Annotated in this window: 20 protein-coding genes; 6 read left to right on the plus strand and 14 right to left on the minus strand. The window is 39.6% G+C overall.

The window, feature by feature from the left end; translation table 11 throughout:
• Positions 1-176 precede the first annotated feature (176 nt).
• Positions 177-1,151: a transposase gene (locus AAEZ22_RS16720; protein ID WP_350546921.1), complete on the minus strand. Its 975-nt coding sequence runs from the start codon at positions 1,149-1,151 to the stop codon at positions 177-179.
• 35 nt (positions 1,152-1,186) lie between these two features.
• On the opposite strand from AAEZ22_RS16720, the gene AAEZ22_RS16725 reads away from it, so the two are divergent.
• Positions 1,187-1,378, plus strand: coding sequence for a hypothetical protein (locus AAEZ22_RS16725; protein WP_352298115.1), 192 nt, complete (start codon positions 1,187-1,189; stop codon positions 1,376-1,378).
• Positions 1,379-1,526: 148 nt separating this feature from the next.
• On the opposite strand, the gene AAEZ22_RS16730 is transcribed toward AAEZ22_RS16725, so the two are convergent.
• The 3 genes from AAEZ22_RS16730 to AAEZ22_RS16740 are packed head-to-tail and all read right to left on the minus strand — an operon-like array spanning position 1,527 to position 2,959.
• Complete coding sequence (locus AAEZ22_RS16730) at positions 1,527-1,919, minus strand: ACT domain-containing protein (protein WP_182684558.1); 393 nt, start codon at positions 1,917-1,919, stop codon at positions 1,527-1,529.
• A 19-nt stretch (positions 1,920-1,938) separates the two neighbouring features.
• Complete coding sequence (locus AAEZ22_RS16735) at positions 1,939-2,502, minus strand: DUF6942 family protein (protein WP_197183053.1); 564 nt, start codon at positions 2,500-2,502, stop codon at positions 1,939-1,941.
• 1 nt (position 2,503) lies between these two features.
• Entirely contained in the window at positions 2,504-2,959 is a 456-nt protein-coding gene (locus AAEZ22_RS16740) for a YaiI/YqxD family protein (RefSeq protein ID WP_197183052.1), read from the minus strand.
• A gap of 119 nt (positions 2,960-3,078) precedes the next feature.
• Between AAEZ22_RS16740 and AAEZ22_RS16745 the strand changes: the two genes are divergently transcribed.
• Positions 3,079-3,603 carry a lipocalin family protein gene (locus tag AAEZ22_RS16745; RefSeq protein WP_089369018.1) on the plus strand — a complete coding sequence of 175 codons (525 nt, stop codon included), beginning with the start codon at positions 3,079-3,081 and terminating at the stop codon, positions 3,601-3,603.
• Positions 3,604-3,767: 164 nt separating this feature from the next.
• Here AAEZ22_RS16745 and AAEZ22_RS16750 read toward each other — a convergent pair whose 3' ends face one another.
• Genes AAEZ22_RS16750 through AAEZ22_RS16760 form a run of 3 tightly spaced genes read right to left on the minus strand, consistent with a single transcriptional unit; the run spans position 3,768 to position 6,051 of the window.
• A complete protein-coding gene (locus AAEZ22_RS16750; protein WP_197183051.1) occupies positions 3,768-4,103 on the minus strand; it encodes a DUF3325 domain-containing protein in 336 nt (111 codons plus the stop codon).
• On the minus strand, positions 4,100-5,701 hold the full coding sequence (locus AAEZ22_RS16755; RefSeq protein ID WP_193039032.1) for a PepSY-associated TM helix domain-containing protein: 1,602 nt from the start codon (positions 5,699-5,701) through the stop codon (positions 4,100-4,102). The genes AAEZ22_RS16750 and AAEZ22_RS16755 overlap by 4 nt, the downstream gene beginning before the upstream one ends.
• Positions 5,698-6,051 (minus strand): hypothetical protein, encoded by a 354-nt coding sequence (locus tag AAEZ22_RS16760; RefSeq protein WP_011329685.1) that lies wholly within the window; start codon positions 6,049-6,051, stop codon positions 5,698-5,700. Before AAEZ22_RS16760 ends, AAEZ22_RS16755 begins: the two co-directional genes overlap by 4 nt.
• Before the next feature lie 204 nt (positions 6,052-6,255).
• Between AAEZ22_RS16760 and AAEZ22_RS16765 the strand changes: the two genes are divergently transcribed.
• Complete coding sequence (locus AAEZ22_RS16765; protein WP_192532275.1) at positions 6,256-6,612, plus strand: VOC family protein; 357 nt, start codon at positions 6,256-6,258, stop codon at positions 6,610-6,612.
• 156 nt (positions 6,613-6,768) lie between these two features.
• Positions 6,769-7,341 (plus strand): uracil-DNA glycosylase family protein, encoded by a 573-nt coding sequence (locus AAEZ22_RS16770; protein WP_226898081.1) that lies wholly within the window; start codon positions 6,769-6,771, stop codon positions 7,339-7,341.
• Between the two features lie 280 nt (positions 7,342-7,621).
• On the opposite strand, the gene AAEZ22_RS16775 is transcribed toward AAEZ22_RS16770, so the two are convergent.
• The gene (locus AAEZ22_RS16775) at positions 7,622-11,677 is read right to left on the minus strand and encodes a DEAD/DEAH box helicase (protein ID WP_197183050.1); all 4,056 of its coding nucleotides are present in this window, start codon (positions 11,675-11,677) and stop codon (positions 7,622-7,624) included.
• Between the two features lie 180 nt (positions 11,678-11,857).
• On the opposite strand from AAEZ22_RS16775, the gene arfB reads away from it, so the two are divergent.
• Positions 11,858-12,271 (plus strand): alternative ribosome rescue aminoacyl-tRNA hydrolase ArfB, encoded by a 414-nt coding sequence (arfB, locus tag AAEZ22_RS16780; RefSeq protein WP_011329681.1) that lies wholly within the window; start codon positions 11,858-11,860, stop codon positions 12,269-12,271.
• A 225-nt stretch (positions 12,272-12,496) separates the two neighbouring features.
• Here the strand turns inward: arfB and AAEZ22_RS16785 are convergent, their stop codons facing one another.
• From AAEZ22_RS16785 to AAEZ22_RS16810, 6 genes are all read right to left on the minus strand, one after another.
• Positions 12,497-13,546 (minus strand): DUF2955 domain-containing protein, encoded by a 1,050-nt coding sequence (locus AAEZ22_RS16785; protein WP_197183049.1) that lies wholly within the window; start codon positions 13,544-13,546, stop codon positions 12,497-12,499.
• A gap of 10 nt (positions 13,547-13,556) precedes the next feature.
• A complete protein-coding gene (locus AAEZ22_RS16790; RefSeq protein ID WP_179807978.1) occupies positions 13,557-14,624 on the minus strand; it encodes an HlyD family secretion protein in 1,068 nt (355 codons plus the stop codon).
• Positions 14,614-15,105, minus strand: a complete 492-nt coding sequence (locus AAEZ22_RS16795) for a MarR family transcriptional regulator (protein WP_086997207.1) — start codon at positions 15,103-15,105, stop codon at positions 14,614-14,616. Before AAEZ22_RS16795 ends, AAEZ22_RS16790 begins: the two co-directional genes overlap by 11 nt.
• A 231-nt stretch (positions 15,106-15,336) precedes the next feature.
• The gene (locus tag AAEZ22_RS16800) at positions 15,337-16,224 is read right to left on the minus strand and encodes a spermidine synthase (protein ID WP_197183054.1); all 888 of its coding nucleotides are present in this window, start codon (positions 16,222-16,224) and stop codon (positions 15,337-15,339) included.
• 13 nt (positions 16,225-16,237) lie between these two features.
• Positions 16,238-16,858, minus strand: a complete 621-nt coding sequence (locus tag AAEZ22_RS16805; RefSeq protein WP_089369011.1) for a fused MFS/spermidine synthase — start codon at positions 16,856-16,858, stop codon at positions 16,238-16,240.
• Between the two features lie 560 nt (positions 16,859-17,418).
• Positions 17,419-17,919, minus strand: coding sequence for a lactoylglutathione lyase family protein (locus AAEZ22_RS16810; protein ID WP_011329672.1), 501 nt, complete (start codon positions 17,917-17,919; stop codon positions 17,419-17,421).
• Positions 17,920-18,023: 104 nt separating this feature from the next.
• On the opposite strand from AAEZ22_RS16810, the gene AAEZ22_RS16815 reads away from it, so the two are divergent.
• Entirely contained in the window at positions 18,024-18,908 is an 885-nt protein-coding gene (locus AAEZ22_RS16815; protein WP_197183048.1) for a LysR family transcriptional regulator, read from the plus strand.
• Positions 18,909-18,996 lie beyond the last annotated feature (88 nt).

Below are 18,996 nucleotides of genomic sequence, written 5' to 3' on the forward strand. Positions count from 1 at the left end.
CCTTCAGTCTTTATCTAAACAAACATTGCTAGGCTTAAAAGCATCCTTAATTTTTAAAATCCCTCTGCTTATTCAAATAACGCTGTATTAAACTGCTTTTTTATTCATTTTTAGGCATGCGAAATACTGTGCTTTCACAGTGAGAGGGAATTACGGAGAGTTTTTGAAGTGAAATTTTAAGCCAGTAGCTTTTCGCAATTACTAACGTTGGCGCGCCGCTTTCTGTTTAGGTGTTCGCAGTATCCTTCGTGCGACGCTGGGCGACCTACTGCACCATGAAATACGCGACTAAATTGTGTGGTGAGTTTTAGCCAGTTTTCGGGGGTAATGTTTACTCTTTGTAACAGGGGTAAAGTGCTGCTTTCGATATAGCCTGCTTTACCTTCGCGTATACAACGCCCGGTTAATTCTACTAGTTCAAGGTAAGATTTAAGCTCAAATGGTAATCCTTTTGCCATTTGCTTTTTTGGTTTACCTGAAAAGCGTAGGAGTTGCTTCGGTTGCTTACCCGCAGTGGCACTTTCAATGCGTATTTTTACACTGGTATGGTCTGATGTTTCAGGTGTTGCTGCTGCCTTTGCTCTTATTGGGTTTAAATCAACATATGCCATACAGGCGATTAATGCCGCTTCATCTAAAAGGGCTTGTGATTTAAAGCGTCCCTCCCAAAAGCGGCCGGTACAGTTATCTTCTTTATTAGCTCTGCGCGCAATGTCTTCATTTAATAAGCGCATAAACCAACTGATATTAGCTAAGCGTTCTCGGTATTCAATGATTGTTTCATTTAGAAAGAGCCATTCAATTTTACTTAGCTCTTCACCTTGCAGATATTTGTTAGTGAGTACAGTGCCTTTACAAAGCCTGTGCCACCGCTGAATAATGGCTTTATCGGTTAGTCGCTTGGCTTTTTTATCATCAACATAGAGTACTAAGTGGGTGTGATTACTCATTACTGCATACGCACACACATCGATACAAAATACGTTAGCGAGGGCAAGTAATTTGCTTTCAACCCACTCTCTGCGATGTTCATACGATTGATTAGTAAAGTTGTCTACGCCGCATAAAAATGCACGGCGTACGCAGCGCGAAATACAGTGGTAGTATTTTGTATCGACCAAACTTACCTGACGCTTTCTTGCGATAGCCATGTGACACCCTGCTTAATTATTGCACTAAAAAGAGCATAGTTAATTACACTGATATTACAAATATTAGGGTGGGTGTCTATTTAAAGAATTCTAGCCAGAGCTTAGTTAATCATGCTGATATTACCAATATTAGGATGGGTGTCTGTTTAAAGAATTCTAGCCAGAGCTTAGTTAATCATGCTGATATTGCAAATATTAGGATGGGTGTCATCTTAAAGAATTTTTAGCGTCGCTTTTAAAAGCTTTAACATAAGAAAGTTACAAAACGCAGGTCGGTTAAGCTAAGCGCCACCCGAAGAACGAATGCCACCATCACTCAGATCATTGTATATCAACTTAAAATAGCTCTCATTTAACATTTAAAGCCAAGCTAGTCTAACCAATCTCTTTCAGCGCATTTAACGCTGCGTGGGCTTTATCTGCTTGTACAAAAATATGGTCGTGATAAAACGCAGCTACCACATTAGCGCTAATGCCATGCTCTGTCAGTTTGGCAGATACTGCCGCTGTTAAGCCTACAGCCTCAAGGCTGGAATGTACGTTAAGAGTAATTAAACTATATTTTCCCTCGTAAGTAATTCCTGCTTTATCGGCAGTTTCAGCTTTCAAAATAAGGGTTAGCCCTTCTTCTTCAACGTAAGTGGCCAGTGGGTTTAAATGAACATAATCGGCAAGTGAGCCTGCCAAACAGCAAAATATGTACTCACCTTGTTTAAGCACAGGCTGCATTGATTTTAATAATTCGTTTAACTCTAAAATTCCGGCCATGGTCGTTCCTTACAATGTGTTATTTAGTGACTTTTAGCTGCGCGACTAGCTCGCTAAGCCTCGCTATTTTTATATTACTTAGTTGCCTGTAATCAAAATACGGGCACACAATAATATTATTAATAGCGTCTATTGCAAACTCGTCATCGAGCCAATCAAACTGCGTTTGTAATTTACCGTGTTGGAGTAAATTTTTAGCGTGGGTGCGCCCGGCAATTATGTGCAGTTGGTTTTTATTGCTAGAAGCTTTATCTGCAGAAGTAATAGTAAGATTAGGCGCGCTAAACAGTAGGGCGGTTTTACTGTTTTTTTGAAGTAAAAATTCATCGCGATATTGCTGCCAAGTAGGCGCTTGTTTTGCAAATGAGTAATGCTCACTAGGCAGGGCAAACAATACTTTAGCGTATACGTTAAATACTTTACGCCAACCATTACCGCAATGTTGGTTTATAGTATTTATTTGCTCATTAATAACGGGCTCTAGGCTGTTGAGCGTTTCGAAGTAGGGCATTGGCGGGGCCTTTGCTACATACACCGCCACGTTAAATTGCTCGTCACCTAAACCAATTAACTGCTTGCTCAAATTAGCCTGCCTTATTTTGCGCTAAAATACGATCGAGATTATTAGCAAAGTTTTGGCGATCGGTTTGGCTAAGCGGCGGCGGCCCGCCACTCATTTCTACGCCGCTCGAGCGCATGGTATCCATAAAGTCGCGTACATTAAGTATTGAGCGAATATTCTCAGTAGTATAAAGCTCGCCACGCGGGTTGAGTGCTTGCCCGCCGTTGTCTATTACTTCACTGGCCAGTGGAATATCGCCGGTGATCACTAAGTCACCTTTAGCAATACGTTTTACTATTTCGTCATCAGCAATATCAAAACCCGAAGACACTTGTAAGCGGCTAATATATTTTGATGGCGGGATACGCATGGCATGATTAGCCACTAATATGGTTTCGGTTTGTGTGCGCTCAGCGGCCCTAAAAAGTATTTCTTTGATAACCACTGGACACGCGTCTGCATCTACCCAAATTTTCATGATTAAATCTTTAAATTGCTCTAGTATTTAATTGATCCTATAGCAATTTTTTTTAATCGGCTAGCAAACTTTATTATAGCTATTACGTAATATTAATAACCACTCAAAAAGGAGCTTAAATGAACAAAATAAAATATTTTTTACTCACCATTACACTATTTTCACTCAGTGCATGTACTAGTCCGCCAGAAGGGATCACTGCGGTTAAAAACTTTGACTTACAAAAATATCAAGGTAAATGGTACGAAATAGCACGGCTAAATCATTCGTTCGAAGAGGGTATGGAGCAGGTTACTGCTAACTATACTATTAATGACGATGGCACTGTAAAGGTAATTAATAAGGGCTATATTACTAAAGAACAACAATGGAAGAATGCTCAAGGCCTTGCAAAATTTGTGGGGGATTCTGACATAGGACATTTTAAAGTATCGTTTTTTGGTCCATTTTATGGGGCTTACGTTATTTTTGAACTTGAGCAAGCTGATTACCAATATGCATTTATAACGAGTTATAACAAAGATTACTTATGGTTTTTATCACGTACGCCACAGGTAGGCGATGAGTTAAAAGAGCACTTTTTAAAAACAGTTAAAGACTTAGGCTTTGCAACTGAGCAAATTATTTGGGTTAAGCAAAAATAAATGTAAAGGGGGTTTACAGTAAATACTTACCGCTAGAACAATTGTAATAACTATTTAAACTTAATGCTCGCAATAACTAAAATGGCAAGCAATGAGCTTACCATTTTAGTTATTTACTACTTATTTAAAACTACATTAGCAGATCAGTATTTTACTAACTTAGCCTAGTTTAATACTAAAAGTAGAGTAGTTAAGGCTGTTACAACCAAATTTAACACACTAAAAACTTTAACAAGCTGAGTTATAAAATTATAAAAAACCATTATAATTAAAGCACTTAGCGACATATAACCACAAAAAAGCAACGTACCATACCCGCCTTGATCATTCACACAAAGGAGCAGACTTAGTAAAATACTGATCCAAGCGGTAACTAGGAGGTATTTTCTTTGTAAATTAGTCGGCCGTTTTTTAAAAATATCTTTAAAATGATTAAATTTAGCCAACGCAAACGCGTTAAAAGCCAGCAAACAGAGGCTAAATTGTAATAACTCCATCATGCTTTTTGTCCTTTTAAGTCAGAACTAGTATTTTTTTTTATCGCTTTTGTAGTTGGCTTGGCAGTACGTAATTTTTCGGTTTGTATAAAAAACAATATGCCTGAGAGTATAAACAGCGCATCAAAGGTGAATAACGCCCACTGTTTATTTATTAAATAACTAACTATATTACCGTTAGTTGTTAGCGCATTAATTACAGGCACTGCTAAACAGGCTAAGCTATTTATTGCCGCCATAACTCGCCATTGCACTCTATCGCGCTTTATAAGCGCTACAATAGCCACCACAAGCCAGGTTAAAAAGAACGCCAACACTTCTTTATCAGCACGCCCGGCAACTTGTAGGCTAAGTACTCTATTAGCAATAAAAAACGCACAGGTAGCTAAAGGAAGCCCCATTAAAGTAGCTAGGTTTAATCCTTCGACTAATTTTAAGCCAAACGATGGATGCGCATTTTTTTTCATTCGCTCACGTAAGCGTTTTGCCCACATAATGCAGCCAGAGGCAATCATTACACAACCCGCAATACCTCCTAAAAAGTAGAGCCAACGTAGTAAGGGTTCGGCTAAGCGCCCGGTATGCATTGAGTTTAACGATTCATAAAGCGCTTTACCTGCACTTAGTTCTTCATCGGTTTGGGCTACTAACTCCCCTGTGGCGCCACTAAATATTAACCGCGGCGTTTGGTCACGAAATGCTTTTTGTGGGCTAACTAGTACAGTGATAGTTGATGCTGCCATATTAGGATTACTTACCTGTACACGGCGAATATCAGCATTTGGCCACTTAGTATAAAGTTGATCTAAAATGCTATTTACTTTTACCATAGGCGCTGCACCCTGCGCTTTGTCAGTTACATTATTACGCGGTGTAACATCATTAAAAAAGTCTCGCATACCTTTGTCGTAACTAGTTTCTGCCGGGTAAGGAAACAGCATAAAGATTAAGGTAATTAACCCAGTGTAGGTAATCATTAAATGAAAGGGCAGGGCTAATACTGAGCTTATATTATGAGCGTCGAGCCATGTACGGCTGCCTTTATTGCGCCTAAAGGTAAACATATCTTTAAAAATACGCTTGTGGATCACCACCCCCGACACAATGGCAATCAGCATAAATAAACTTGCAAAACACACAATCCAGCGCGCTGTAATAACATCTATGTAATGTAAATCAAAATGCAGGCGATAAAAAAAGTTACCGCCTTTGGTTTCTCTAAAAGGTGCAAGCGGCTGCATAGTATTTGGATCTAATTGCGTGTCTTCAAATTTACTTCTACGCTGGCCCGGCTCTTTAGGTTTTGCAAAGCCGTAGGTTAAGTAAGGTACGCGTTGTTCAGGAAGTGTTATACGCCAATTTGGAGCATTGCTTGCTTGAGCGTTTAGGTAATCAAAACCTGTAATTATTTGCTGTTTTTGGGCACTTATACGATCAGTTTGCGCTTGAATATTATGAATTTCGGGCTGATTCCATAAACTCATTTCGTCTCTAAAAAAGCTCAACGTACCAGAAAAAAAGATCAAATAAAGTAACCAACACACTAATAACCCAACCCAGGTATGTAACCAGGTCATTGAACGAAAAAAACTATCCTTCATACCCAACCCTTTATTAGTGCTAATAAACTTAATTGTGCTGCAGTAGCTAGTAAAATACTGATCCATACTGTTTTTAATGACTTAACATAAAAAGCGTAAATAAATACCAGCGTATAAATTAAAATACTTAACGACACGCTCATCAAAACTGCATCCGCTTTATTTAGTGGCAAAATAGCGCTCAGTAGCGAACAGCTCACCGCAGTAAAAAAGTAGCCACCGACAATGGCAATAAAAAAGCGTAAACACACTTTAAAAGCATAACTAAAACGGCTTATGTGCTGAAATATCAAAAGCGGCTTTAATAAAAGCAGCTTAGTTGACCCTAAACTAAGTGATGAAGCCTGCATAATGAGTCAATCCCTTAAATATGGCGAAAAATAAAAGTGCTATTATATAGTTTATGAATGCAAAAGATAGTGATTCCTATTTGCATGCGTAAATTAACTTTAACTTAGTATAATATTGATCCCAAATACGCTTAAGCGCCTTGCTTGGTAGTTAACTTAGGTTTATGGTTAATTTACCCTTTAAAAATAGTAAGTAGAATAATGATGAATAATCACGAAAAGCTAAACTATGTAGAGTTTCCAGCCGCTAATTTAACCGCAACTAAAGCGTTTTTTAGCCAAGTTTTTAATTGGCAATTTACCGACTACGGCCCAGACTACTCGGCTTTTAGCGGGCAAGAGCTTAATGGTGGGTTTTACCAATCGCCGTTAAAATCGAGTACTGAAGAGGGTGGGGCGCTATTGGTTTTTTACAGCAGCGATATTCATGCAACACAAAGAAAAGTAACCTTATACGGCGGTAAAGTAATTAAACCTATTTTTGAATTTCCTGGCGGTTGTAGGTTTCATTTTACCGAGCCAAGCGGTAATGAGTTTGCAGTATGGGCTGAAAAACACTAGGTTATATAACAGGTTAAGTGCATAACCAGTAATAGATCACTATTATACTAACTAGTAGTTAGGCACGCTAAAATAAACCGATTTTTTACCAACTCAATACCACAAATAACGAATAGAGGCCTAAATTTGAGTGAAAAACAGTCAAAAAAGATAGAATTGAATGAATTAGTAGCTCAAGTTAGTAAATGCGTGATCTGCGAGCCGCAATTACCGTTAGGAGCGCGCCCCGTTATACAATTTAACCCTAACGCCCGAATATTAATTGCAGGCCAAGCGCCCGGTATAAAAGTACACCAAAGCGGTATACCGTTTAACGATCAAAGCGGTGAACGCCTAAGGCAGTGGTTAGGGCTTACTAACGATCAGTTTTATGATGCCAATAACATTGCAATTTTACCTATGGGGTTTTGCTATCCGGGTAAAGGCAAGTCGGGCGATTTACCACCACGTAAAGAATGTGCCCCAGCTTGGCGCGCGCAGCTTTTAGCCGCCTTGCCTAATTTACAGCTCACTATTGTGCTAGGTAAGTATGCTCAGGCTTATCATTTACCCGACACTAAAAAGCTACCGCTTACTGAGTTAGTAAAATCGTGGCGTGACTATTGGCCAAGCCATTTAGTACTACCACACCCCAGCCCGCGTAATAATATTTGGCTTAAAAAGAATCCTTGGTTTGAACAGGAGGTACTGCCAGAGTTAAAAAAACGCGTAGCAGAGGTATTATTGTAGGCAAGTAGCTTGTTGCCGCGCACACCTAATGCAAACATTTAAATAATTATATTTTCGTTGAAAATATTGCGCCAGCAAGCTTAGCGCCTACGAGTAAAACCAAGTACGTTTGCTTTTGTCTACTCATATTACGCGTATCTAATGCAAACATTTAAATAATTATATTTTCGTTGAAAATATCGCGCCAGCAAGCTTAGCAACTTCGAGTAAACCTATGGCTGTGCTTAAATTTTATTGTAAGTGCGACTTTAAATCGCACTTAGTACTAAACGCTTTATTTTTACTGATTTTGCAACAAAGACAATAACTGATCTTTTGATAATTGCCCGGTGTTGCTGCTGCCGCTGAGCACTTTGTCGGCAAGGGCTTGTTTGTGCTCATGCAGTTGCAGTATTTTTTCTTCTATGGTGTTTTGCGCAATTAAACGATACACGGTTACAGGGCGTGTTTGCCCTAAGCGGTGCGCTCTGTCGGAGGCTTGCTGCTCAACCGCGGGGTTCCACCAAGGATCTAAGTGCAGCACATAGTCGGCGGCAGTTAAATTAAGCCCGGTGCCGCCAGCTTTTAAACTAATTAAAAATAAAGGCGCCTCACCTGCCTGAAACTTATCAACCTGTTGCTTGCGTTTGTTGCTGCTCATGCTGCCATCAAGGTAACAATATGCTATACCGCGTTTTTTTAGTCGCTGTTCAACTAATTTAAGTACATCAACAAACTGGCTAAAAATAAGTGCTTGGTGATCATTTTCAAGTAATTCTTCAATTATTGCTTCGGCGGTGTCGAGTTTACTTGACGGTAACTTACTGTTTTCAATTAATAACTGCGGAGCAATACACGCGCGGCGCAATTTAGTTAATGACGCCAATATAGTAATGTATTGGCTGTCTTCTTGGCTGGCTTGCTCAAGCGCGTTTAAGCGAGTGGCTTCGTAAAGAGCTTGCTCTTTATCGCTGAGCGCAAAAGTAAGGTTTATTTCGGTTTTATCGGGTAACTCGGTAAGTACCGTTTTTTTATTACGGCGTAAAATAAACGGCGCAATTAATGTTTTTAACGTATCAGCCTGCTGCTGATTTTTATCGGCATTACCAAAGCGCTTTTTAAACTCAGCTAATGAATGTAAAAAACCCGGCATTAAAAAGTTAAATAGGCTCCACAGTTCACCTAAATGATTTTCGATAGGTGTGCCCGAAAGCGCAACTTTAAACTGGCCATTAAGTGCAAAAGCAGCTTTAGCGCGAAGGCTTAATGGATTTTTAATGGCTTGTGCTTCGTCTAGTACAATATTGGCAAATTCGTACGCAGCTAATTGATCCCCTATTAAAGGTAATAAGCCATAACTAACAATTACTAGGTCATTAGCGGTAGCACCGGCTAGCACCTCATCAGTTGCGGCTGCATTATCAATAGTTTTAATATTGAGGGTAGGGGTAAATCGCGCAGCCTCTACCTGCCAGTTATGACATACCGATTTTGGCGCTATAACTAAGCTGGCACCTAAAGCACTGCGCATTTGTAATACGTTGAGTGTTTGTAGCGTTTTACCTAAGCCCATATCATCGGCTAAACAGGCATTTAACCCCCAGTTAGCCAGTTGCATTAACCATTTTACGCCAACCACTTGGTAGTCGCGTAATATATTAACTAAATACGCGGGTAATACAGGTTCACTTGGGCGCTCAAATTTAGCTAAGCGCTGTTGCCAGTTTGCACCAAAGCTAACATCACTCAATTCTGCAGCACTGTGATACAAAGGAAGAGCGCGCGCATTAGCAATACGAAGTTGATCGTCGGGGGCGTTTTTAGTTTTACTTTGCATGCCCTCTAAGCGATTTAATAAGTTAGTTAGGCGCTGATCTAATAATAACGAGTTATTTTCGTCAAACTCTATAATACTGCCACGACGCGGGGCTTTAAGGAGTGTTTGCAAAGCAATAATTTGACCATCGGGAAGCGATAATTTACCACTAACACTGAGCCAATCGTTATCATCATTTAAATTAAGAGAAAGGTGCTTACTATTGGCAACCTTCATACCTTGGGCGTTTTCATCCCAACTTAATACTAGTGCGTTGTCTTTTTGCGCGGCCTCTAATTGTATTATGGCTTGGCTAATATCTTCTGGTAAATAAAACTGCTGATGCGCGCTGTTATACTGCGGATGCTCTTGATCGGCAAATACGCCAGCTAAATTACTAAGTAGGTTTTTTAAAGCGCGTTTTTCTGCTTTTAAATCACGTTTTACAACGCTGTTATCGGCTTGCTCGTTATCGCTATAGGCTAAGGTTATTGCGCCTATTGCGGGCTCAACCCATGGGCCGTCAACACCAAATGGCATAGTATAAAAGTTAACGTCTATACCCATTGGGGTTAACTTAATTACTGCGGCTAAATCAACAAGCCCTTGGCGCACGTTATTAACCGCAGAAAACTCGCTGCGGCTACTGCTAATATAATGATCCTCCGACAAGGCCTCTAATGCCGCATTAAGTTGTGGCAGTTTTTCTTCTGTTAAGTTATTAGGTTGCTGAGCAAGCAAGCTATTTAGTTTGTGTTGTTTGTCGTCTACTACAAATACTTGGTAACTATTCGCGTGGCTGTGGGTAAGTAAAAAGTCGCCGTCTATGTCGGTAATTTTAGGCTGTATAATTAATTGGTAACAGTCGTTAATATTTTGCCCAATTTCAATTATAAACTCACCTTTGTTAAGCGTAACTAAGTTACCTTTAATGTCTTCAAGCCCTTTGAAGTTAATTAGCGCTTGCAACACTGCGCTGGTTGCTTGTACTTCACTGTAACCAAAGCCCGCATGATTACTAATTACTTGCACTAAATTATGATCGGCTGGGCTAAGTAAATGTCGGTATTGATCATCGTCAAGATCATAAATATTTACTTTACGGCCTTTAGTCCATTCGCCTTTGCTGTTGTGTTTTTGCACTTTAGCTTGAATAAGTGGCAGGTCTAAATGGGTAAGGTCGAGCTGCCAAACTAGGCGCTCATTTTGCGCTGGAGTGTCTATTTTGCTTATTTCATTTAACCAACGCTGCCATTGTGGCACGCGTTTAAAATGCTGTAATAAACCGGTATCTGGCAATGGCGTATCGTGCGTTAGCCAATTTGCTAAATGCGTGCATTGCTCACCTAGCCAGTGCTGATGCTGTTGGCTTGAATGAATTAATTGGCTCAGCAGTTTACTGTTGTCTCTAAGGGTATTAATTTGCTCTTCGCTGCCGTGCTTTATTAACGCCAGTAATAGGCAAAAAAGAGGCGCTAGTGCGTTTGGGTTTGCCTGTAGGTTTGCAATCGTATCGTGTAGTAAGCGCTGCTCAAAACTTATTACTTGTTCGGGTGCTAGTAACAAAAATTCAATGGCTTGCGTTGTACTACTGAGCTCGCCGAGTTGTTTGTTATACCAATTTTTATGTGTTTTTAGCTGTTTTAAATCAGCTTCTGTACCACTGGCATATAAACACACCATATACAGTAAACCGCTTATTTCACACGGATAGCTACCCTTAACAAAGGTTTTACGATAAAGCGTTAACCCCGTTTTAAATTGTTGCAGCGCTAATTCTAAATGAGTGCCGTCAATGGCAAGGCTATTAGCCTGACTAAATATTGCTAAGTTACTGTGCGACTTATCAATGAGTAGTTCATTATAGTCAGGTTGTTGCAGCAGCGTAGCTAAGCTTTCGTTTAAATAAATTCGCTTACTTGGCTCAATAGCAGTTGCAGTACTTTTTACTATTGATGGCCATGAATGCTCAGCTGTTAGATTAAAAAACTCACCGCGAATAAAATGCTCTAAACATATTTGTTGCCACTGCGCGGGTAAAGCTAACCAAAGCTGCTTACTGTATTTTGATTGTGCTAGTAAATTAATAAAGTGATGATCAATTTCAGGCTCTGCAGATGACGCTAACGGTGAGCCTTCACTTTTTTCAATGCTATTAAATAGTTCAAACATAAACATTAAAGCACTGTCGTTAAAGCGGTATATGGTGGTTATTTGCGTTAAAAAGTTTTTAATTAAGCCAGGGCAGTACTCTAACAAACTTACAATTGCATATACGATGGCATCAATAGAAAGTTTATGATTTTGCCTAAACGGTTGCTCCCAAACCAGTGATTGTTCTTCTAACTCGCGGGTAATTTTTTTTACTTCGGCGAGTGAAAACGAATACCCGTTTATAAAATGATTAAATAGCAGTTTAGAAAATAGCTGAGGCGAATTTTGGTAGCTGTAAGATGAAGAACTTAAAAGTAAACTTAATAAAACACAAAGCTTTTTTTGATCATCAATCGTGGTTACTGGGGCAAAAGTAGATAAAGACATAAAACACTAAAATAAACACAAGATAACTGAGTATATACTCCCGCGCCTTTAGGTTACAACCTAAAGGGCTGCTTAACCGTTAAGGGTTAAATTTACGCCAATTAATAGCTGCTTACCTTGATTTGGGTATAGTTAATTACAAATGGTATACTAGATTTTTATAAAAACTAGCTGAGTCTAATGTTAACTATTTCAAATACCGTGACCATTGATGAATGGGAAGTCGAATTAACCGCAGTTCGCTCGCAAGGTGCCGGTGGACAAAACGTTAATAAAGTAGCCAGCGCTATCCATCTTCGTTTTGATATTAACCGCTCTAAATTACCCGACTTTTATAAAGAACGTTTACTTGCACTAAACGACAGCCGCATAACCAAAGACGGCGTATTAATAATAAAAGCGCAAAGCCACCGCACACAAGAGCTTAATCGCGAAGATGCATTTAAACGCTTAAAAGATCTAATTATTAGCGCAACTAAAGTAAATAAAGCCCGCAGAGCCACTAAACCGAGCCGTAATTCGCAGCGTAAACGCATGGATAAAAAAACCAAACACGGCCAAACCAAAGCGTTACGCGGCAATATTAAGCTTTAAAAGTAAGGCGTTAAGCTTGCTGACGCGCGGGCGAAGCCCGAATATTTTCTTGATATAAGACTTCTTCTTTTTCTGATATCTATTTTATATGCGTCTGTTTTTTGTGTAATAGCCCATTAAGTAAATTATTCACAAAAAAGGGATGAGGCGCTGCGCTTTAAAGAAGAAAGGGAAGTGGGCTGCAAGCTCAGCGCTTGTAACCCAAAATCAGCATCGATGTTAACGCTAATCGTAGGTATGATGGCGTGTAGTATTAAATTTATTTAATAATCTATGCATCGCATATACCGCACTTAAGCTAATAACAACAGCCACTGTCACAGAACTAAACCTATACAGCGCACTGTAAATCAAGTCTTGCCCCGGGGCTAACGACTGCCCAAATAAAATACCAAACGTGGTTAAAACACCAAAGCCAATGCCCGGCGGCCCCCCACCTAAAATATGAAAACGACTAAATATAAACGATAAAATCCACAACACAATAACAGGAAACAGTAAAAAGTCGGTATGGGTGTATAAAAATAGCTGCGACAAAAGTGCGGCATTACAGCCTATAAGCGTGCCAATTATACGCTGCCAACTGGCTATGCCTGCGGCTTTCCAGCATAACGAAAATAAAATTAAAATAGATGCCGCCTGCGCCGAAATAGAGTCTTGTAAATCCAGTGCCTGAAAAACAATAAACGATAACGTAGCCACGCTTGAGCACAACAGCACTTCGTGACGAATACTTGCTTTATCTTTTGTTGGCACTGCACGCCCAGGGCGCGCAGTAACATCGGGAAATAAACCATGCATCAATGCTGCAATTACTACAGTTAAAATAATGGCTATACCGTTACTTAAAATAAGCGGATAAATACTGCTACTACCAGTTACGTAGCTGGCAAAGTGTAATTGAATCGATAAACTAACCGCACCTAAGGCACCAAACAAAAAGCCACTTCCGCTACTCATTTGGTAAAATAAAATACAAAAGCAGGCAAATACAATCAGTACCATAAGCACCGGCAAGTGCGAAAATAACCCCTGCAATACAAGTACAACAAACGCACTAAACGCAGCACTGGCAAAAAACTGCCTAACCACAGATTTATTTAACGTTGGCACTAAACCTAATAGCAACATGGGGTAAACAGTAAAAAAAATCCCATTTGGCCAGTTCATTAATTTACTAATAGCAAACCCTAACGTGCACCCGCCGGCAATACGCAGCGCTTGGCGTAGGCCGTTAGAGTCAAGTTGTGGAGACTGGCTAATTTTTTGACTCATTTTGCCTCCACTAATAAATGTAATGTAACCAGCTAATAAAACGTATTTGTGATGCGCCTAACCATTGTCCAAATTTTGACTCTGGAAGTAGTTGCACCGTAGCACGCGCGCCACTAGGCATATTAGCAATTAGCGCTTGATCGTTTTTTAATAACTGCAAATGAATACGTTGGCGCTGTGCGTCGCGTACCCAACGGTTACTGGTTTCGGTAGTGCTTAGCAAGCCATTGGCACTTAATTGGCCATCGCTTACACCCGCTTCAAAGGTACTAATTTTTGCGTCGTATACTTCACCGGGGCGGCTATCAAAAACCACTTTTGCTAAACTACCTGGGTGCATATTAAGCAGTGATTTTTCACGAAAGTCGGCTACTAAATCAGCCTTTTTAGCCACAATAGCTAACAAAGGTTGGCCACTAAGAGCATAAGCACCGTCAAGTAATTGCAAGTTGGCAACCACACCATCGCTTAAAGCACGTACTTGTGTGTACGATAAGTTAAGCTCAGCTTGCGCTAACTGATTCGCTCCATGGCGCAGCGCTAAGTTATCCTCCCCTGATGTGCCACGCGCTAAAACAGCTTCGGCTAATTGCGCTTCAAAAGCCGCTACGTTTGATTTACTTGCAGCAAAATTAGCCCGAATACTCTCCAGCTCTTGTTCCGATATAGAGTTTTGCTTATAGAGCTTTTCGCCTCTACTTTTTAATAAGCTTTGCTCATGTTGTTTTGCTTTAGCTGCACTAATTTGTGCCTCAAGCGCTTTAACATTCGTATCAAGGCGTTTATTTTGTAATTTGGCATCATCGAGGGTTAGTTTAGCTTGTTCAACAGCCAGTAAGTAAGTGCTTTGATCTATCTCAAACAATATATCGCCAGCCTTTACCGGTTGGTTATTGCTAACTAACACCTTAGTAACACGGCCACTTATTTGCGGTGAGATTTGTACTACTGGGTGGTAAACACGCGCTTGTGGCGTTACTGGCAGCCAAATATCGGCTATAACATAGTATAAAAACACTAAAATGAATCCAACGAGTGAAAGCCTCACATAGCGCGCAAATTTTTGATCAGGTGTCATTGTTAACCTTATTAGAACTGTGATATTTAATATAATTTTTTGCGTTGTCTTCCATTTTAATTAAACCATGAGCCATTGCATCTAACTGCTCATCGTTTAGTCCATTATAAAGCTGATTTTTAATATCAGTGATCTGTGCCTCTACCGCCTTTAATATATTGCGGCCTTGCTCTGTAAAATAAATTTTTTTACTGCGCTTATCGTGCTTATCAACTTGACGGGTAATAAGAGTAAGCTCTTCGAGTTGCTTAAGGGTACGCGTAAGCGACGGCATTTCTATGCCTAAACTATGCGCCAACGCTTGTTGAGTTACCCCTTCTTTAAGCATATTTATATGCACCAAAGCAATCCAACGCGATTGAGTTAAGCCTAGCGGCTCAACGGCAACTGTAACAACTTCTCGGCATAATCTATGCACTCGACCCATACTGCCACACAAGGTTAAATCGAGTGTTTCATGAAAAGGAACCGGTTTAGACATTTCAACCTCTAACTACTTAGCATGCTAAGCACTTTACCATTAGTTAGCATGCTAAGTAAATATTTAGCTAGGGTTTAGTAAAGGTTTAGCCGCTAAAACACTAGGGGTTGTTGATCTTTTAAGATTTAATTTGCAGCGTTATATTTGGTTTTAGGTAAGGCAGAGCCTGTGTAGTGTGGTTACTCCCATAAAAAGGCGGTAACCACACATAAATACCAAACACGCCCTAGGCTAAAAGTTGAGTAGGTTAGCAGGGGAGTATTGATCGGTAAGGACTTTTATATTTTCAGGCCAATCGTGATTATTTTTTGTAAAGTGCAGCATTTGGCTAATAGCTTTAATATTTACACCGTAAGGCAATAGCAGGGGGGTTAACTCATTTACGCGTTTATTTATATGCGCTTGGGTAAGGGTACTTTTATTGCCGGCTAAAATAATACGATTACTGTGGTTTTTTCGGCTAACGTTAATAAAGTCGCCAAAAACAGCGTTATAAGTGGCCGACTCGTGCTCGTACAGTTTGCTCGATGAAAACGTATTGGCCGCAATAACGCCGTCACTCGCAAGCACACTTTTTAACTCTTCAAAAAACTCTTTAGTTAGTAAATGCTCGGGAATGTAGTCGCCATTAAATGCATCTAAAATTATCCAATCAAACTGCTGTTTTTTAAGCGCCGCACGTTTTATAAAAATACGACCGTCTTGTACTTTTGCCGTTACCTTAGTACTTTCTTTAAAATTAAAGTAATCGCGGGCCACTTTAATTACCGCAGGATCTATTTCAATATTTTCGATTATTGCCTTAGGGTAAAGCTCTGAAATGGTGTTAGACAAAGTGCCACCGCCTAAACCAATAATAAGTACTTTTTTAGGATCTTCTATTAGCAACAAGCTTGAAAACACCAATTTAGTGTAATTAAAAACTAACTTTTTTGGCTCGTTAATATACATGCAACTTTGACTACTTTGGCTAGATTTTTCATCAAACTTTAAACAGCGTAAATTACCGGTTTCTTCCACTAATATATTACGATAAAGCGAGCGCTCGCTATGTATTGTTTTAGCCACACTTAAGTGTGAAAACAACAAGCTTAATAACATCAGCACATATAAAACCATGTAAAAATTGCTTTTATGCATAACGACGCTCCGCTAAAAATAGTTTATTTACCAGTATGGCTAGTAAGCCTAATACCGCTAAAGTTAAGGCAAAACCAATTATTATGGCATTTACGTCAAACGCGAGCACCATATAAAATGAGGTAATAATAGTGCCTAGTGCGCTGCCCAAGGTACTTACAAAATATAACCCGCCAGCAACTTGGCCGCTGTGTTCGCTGTCGGTAACTAAAAGCCGAACCGAGTAAGGGGAGATCATGCCCAATATAATAGTAGGAACAAAAAATAATGCCGTAGAGGCGAGTAACGAGCCATAGCGGCTGTCTTCAATGTGAGTAAAAATAAATTCCATTATCGGGTTAGCAAATAACGCAATGGGCAACACCATAATGCTTGCCAGTAAAAAAATACTCCCGTACTTGGCTAGGCTAGGGCGCTTAATTGACAATTTACCGCCAAGTAAATAACCAAACGATAGGCTCAGCATAAATACCGTAATTATACTGCCCCAAATATGTACGCTACTACCAAAAAACGGCGCTAAAATACGCCCACCTAATAGCTCAATTCCCATAATACTAAAGCCACTACTAAAGGCCAAAAAGTAAATAAGTGCATTGGTTTTGTTTAACATTTTATAATTCTTATCGTGTTATTTTTGTCCATATTAACGTGATGCTCAATAACTGGCTATGCTTTATTTTTATACTGTAAAGGGCGTTTACAGTACTGCCCCAAATGAAGCAGCTAAGGCAACCAACTAAAACCCAATTAAGTAGACACCCACTTTATAATTTATCAATTACCTAAACACCCATCTTAAAAACCAGTGATTATTTAACTAAGAATAGTTTTGTTCAAATACTGACAATAAGTGTGGGTGTTTGTTTAACTATTAACTATTAAGTAGACACCCACTTTAAAAACCAGTGATTATTTAACCAAGAATAGTTTTACTCAAATATTGATAATAAGTGTAGGTGTCTACTTAACTCTCTATCTGAAATAATTATCTAGACACCTAACTATCTGAATACCCACTTTAAAACCAGTGAATATTTAACTAAGAATGGCTTTGTTCAAATACCCTAAATTCGGATAATAAGTGTGGGTGTCTACTTAATTTTAGGCAATAAAAAAGCTGCAGTAGCTCACTGCAGCCTTTATATATTTAAATACTAGCTACACACTAACTTAGTATGCACCGGCGCTATAAATAAGTTCGTAGCTGTGGCTGTATATTTCTAGGATATTACCAAACGGGTCTTCCATATAGATCATGCGGTATGGTTTTTCACCTGGGTAGTAGTAACGTGGCTCGGCCATACGTTTTTTACCACCGGCTGCTACAATACGCTCTGCTAGGCCTTCAACATCTGGGTCTTGCACACAAAAATGAAAAATACCGGTTTTCCAATATTCAAAGTTATCTTTTGGGTTTTCTTGGTTTTTAAATTCAAAAATTTCTACACCAATACGATCGCCTGTAGATAAGTGCGCTATTTTAAATTTTTCCCATTTTTCACCAAACACTTCAGTACACATTTCGCCTATTGGGCTTTTGTCTTCGAGTATTTCGGTTGGCTCCATAATAGTGTACCAACCCATAACTTGGGTATAAAACTCTACTGCTTTTTCAACGTTTGGTACCGAAATACCAATATGCGAAAAACTACGTGGATAGGTATGACTCATAATAATGTTCCTGCTTATCTTGTTACTGGTTAATGCGTTTAGTTTACGAAGCCAGTTAAATTAAGTAAAATAATCATTAATCATCATTTTGAGTACATTTTGTAATGATAAATCCCATATGGTTAAATACGTTTTGTACTTTGGTTGAGGTAAACCACTTTACGCAAACAGCCGATCGCCTCCACATGACCCAGTCGGGTGTAAGCCAACACATTAAAAAATTAGAGCAGCACGTTAACTGTGCTTTGCTAGAAAGACACGGCAAACAGTTTTCGCTTACTGTGCATGGGCAAAATCTATATCAACAAGGCAGTTTATTACTTAAAGAGTGGCAGTTTTTAGAGCAGCAATTAAAAGACGACTCGCCTTACAGCGGTAAAGTAAAAATACAGTCGCCTGGTAGTTGTGGATTGCAGTTTTATAGCCAGTTATTAGCTTTGCAAACAAAGCACCAAGGGCTGAATATTGACTACCGCTTTGCGCCAAATATAAGTGTTGAGCAGGCTGTAGCTAACCATAATGCCGACATTGGTTTTTTAACCCAAGCCCCCACACTTAGCGAAGTAACCAGCCATAAAATAGGTACAGAGCCGTTACTATTAGTTACCCCTGCACATATTAAAACCCCAACATGGCAAGCTTTATGTGAACTTGGCTTTATTGCTCACCCCGACGCTAAACACCATGCGCAACTTTTGTTGAGCGAAAACTACCCGCAGTTTGAACATTTAGAGCAAATAAAACACACCGGTTTTTCTAATCAAATTAGTTTAATACTGGAGCCGGTAAGCTTAGGCCTGGGCTTTACTGTGTTACCTGCGCATGCAATAAGTGCGTTTAATAAGCCTAAACTTATACAAACTCATTATTTGGCAAACCCTATAAGTGAAAATATTTACGTGTGCCACCATCGCAACAGGCCATTAGCAAAACGTATGCATACAGTAATTAGCACATTGACATCCTCCACCACCTCGCCAAGCGCCTGAAAAAGTTCAGGAAAGGAGGGGGATTCCGATTAGTTTAAAACCATCGGGGCCTTGTGATCACTCATAAGGCAAGTTCCTGCTTCAACAA

The sequence above is a fragment of the Pseudoalteromonas sp. 20-MNA-CIBAN-0454 genome (genome assembly GCF_040308685.1).
In the GTDB taxonomy this organism is placed as follows: Bacteria; Pseudomonadota; Gammaproteobacteria; order Enterobacterales; family Alteromonadaceae; genus Pseudoalteromonas; species Pseudoalteromonas nigrifaciens.

Bases quoted from the DNA above. Each gene is read 5' to 3' on its own strand.
- AAEZ22_RS16720 (WP_350546921.1), bottom strand. From the start codon at position 1,151: ATGGCTATCGCAAGAAAGCGTCAGGTAAGTTTGGTCGATACAAAATAC.
- AAEZ22_RS16730 (WP_182684558.1), bottom strand. From the start codon at position 1,919: ATGGCCGGAATTTTAGAGTTAAACGAATTATTAAAATCAATGCAGCCT.
- AAEZ22_RS16740 (WP_197183052.1), bottom strand. From the start codon at position 2,959: ATGAAAATTTGGGTAGATGCAGACGCGTGTCCAGTGGTTATCAAAGAA.
- AAEZ22_RS16745 (WP_089369018.1), top strand. From the start codon at position 3,079: ATGAACAAAATAAAATATTTTTTACTCACCATTACACTATTTTCACTC.
- AAEZ22_RS16750 (WP_197183051.1), bottom strand. From the start codon at position 4,103: ATGATGGAGTTATTACAATTTAGCCTCTGTTTGCTGGCTTTTAACGCG.
- AAEZ22_RS16755 (WP_193039032.1), bottom strand. From the start codon at position 5,701: ATGAAGGATAGTTTTTTTCGTTCAATGACCTGGTTACATACCTGGGTT.
- AAEZ22_RS16760 (WP_011329685.1), bottom strand. From the start codon at position 6,051: ATGCAGGCTTCATCACTTAGTTTAGGGTCAACTAAGCTGCTTTTATTA.
- AAEZ22_RS16765 (WP_192532275.1), top strand. From the start codon at position 6,256: ATGAATAATCACGAAAAGCTAAACTATGTAGAGTTTCCAGCCGCTAAT.
- AAEZ22_RS16775 (WP_197183050.1), bottom strand. From the start codon at position 11,677: ATGTCTTTATCTACTTTTGCCCCAGTAACCACGATTGATGATCAAAAA.
- arfB (WP_011329681.1), top strand. From the start codon at position 11,858: ATGTTAACTATTTCAAATACCGTGACCATTGATGAATGGGAAGTCGAA.
- AAEZ22_RS16785 (WP_197183049.1), bottom strand. From the start codon at position 13,546: ATGAGTCAAAAAATTAGCCAGTCTCCACAACTTGACTCTAACGGCCTA.
- AAEZ22_RS16790 (WP_179807978.1), bottom strand. From the start codon at position 14,624: ATGACACCTGATCAAAAATTTGCGCGCTATGTGAGGCTTTCACTCGTT.
- AAEZ22_RS16795 (WP_086997207.1), bottom strand. From the start codon at position 15,105: ATGTCTAAACCGGTTCCTTTTCATGAAACACTCGATTTAACCTTGTGT.
- AAEZ22_RS16800 (WP_197183054.1), bottom strand. From the start codon at position 16,224: ATGGTTTTATATGTGCTGATGTTATTAAGCTTGTTGTTTTCACACTTA.
- AAEZ22_RS16805 (WP_089369011.1), bottom strand. From the start codon at position 16,858: ATGTTAAACAAAACCAATGCACTTATTTACTTTTTGGCCTTTAGTAGT.
- AAEZ22_RS16810 (WP_011329672.1), bottom strand. From the start codon at position 17,919: ATGAGTCATACCTATCCACGTAGTTTTTCGCATATTGGTATTTCGGTA.
- AAEZ22_RS16815 (WP_197183048.1), top strand. From the start codon at position 18,024: ATGATAAATCCCATATGGTTAAATACGTTTTGTACTTTGGTTGAGGTA.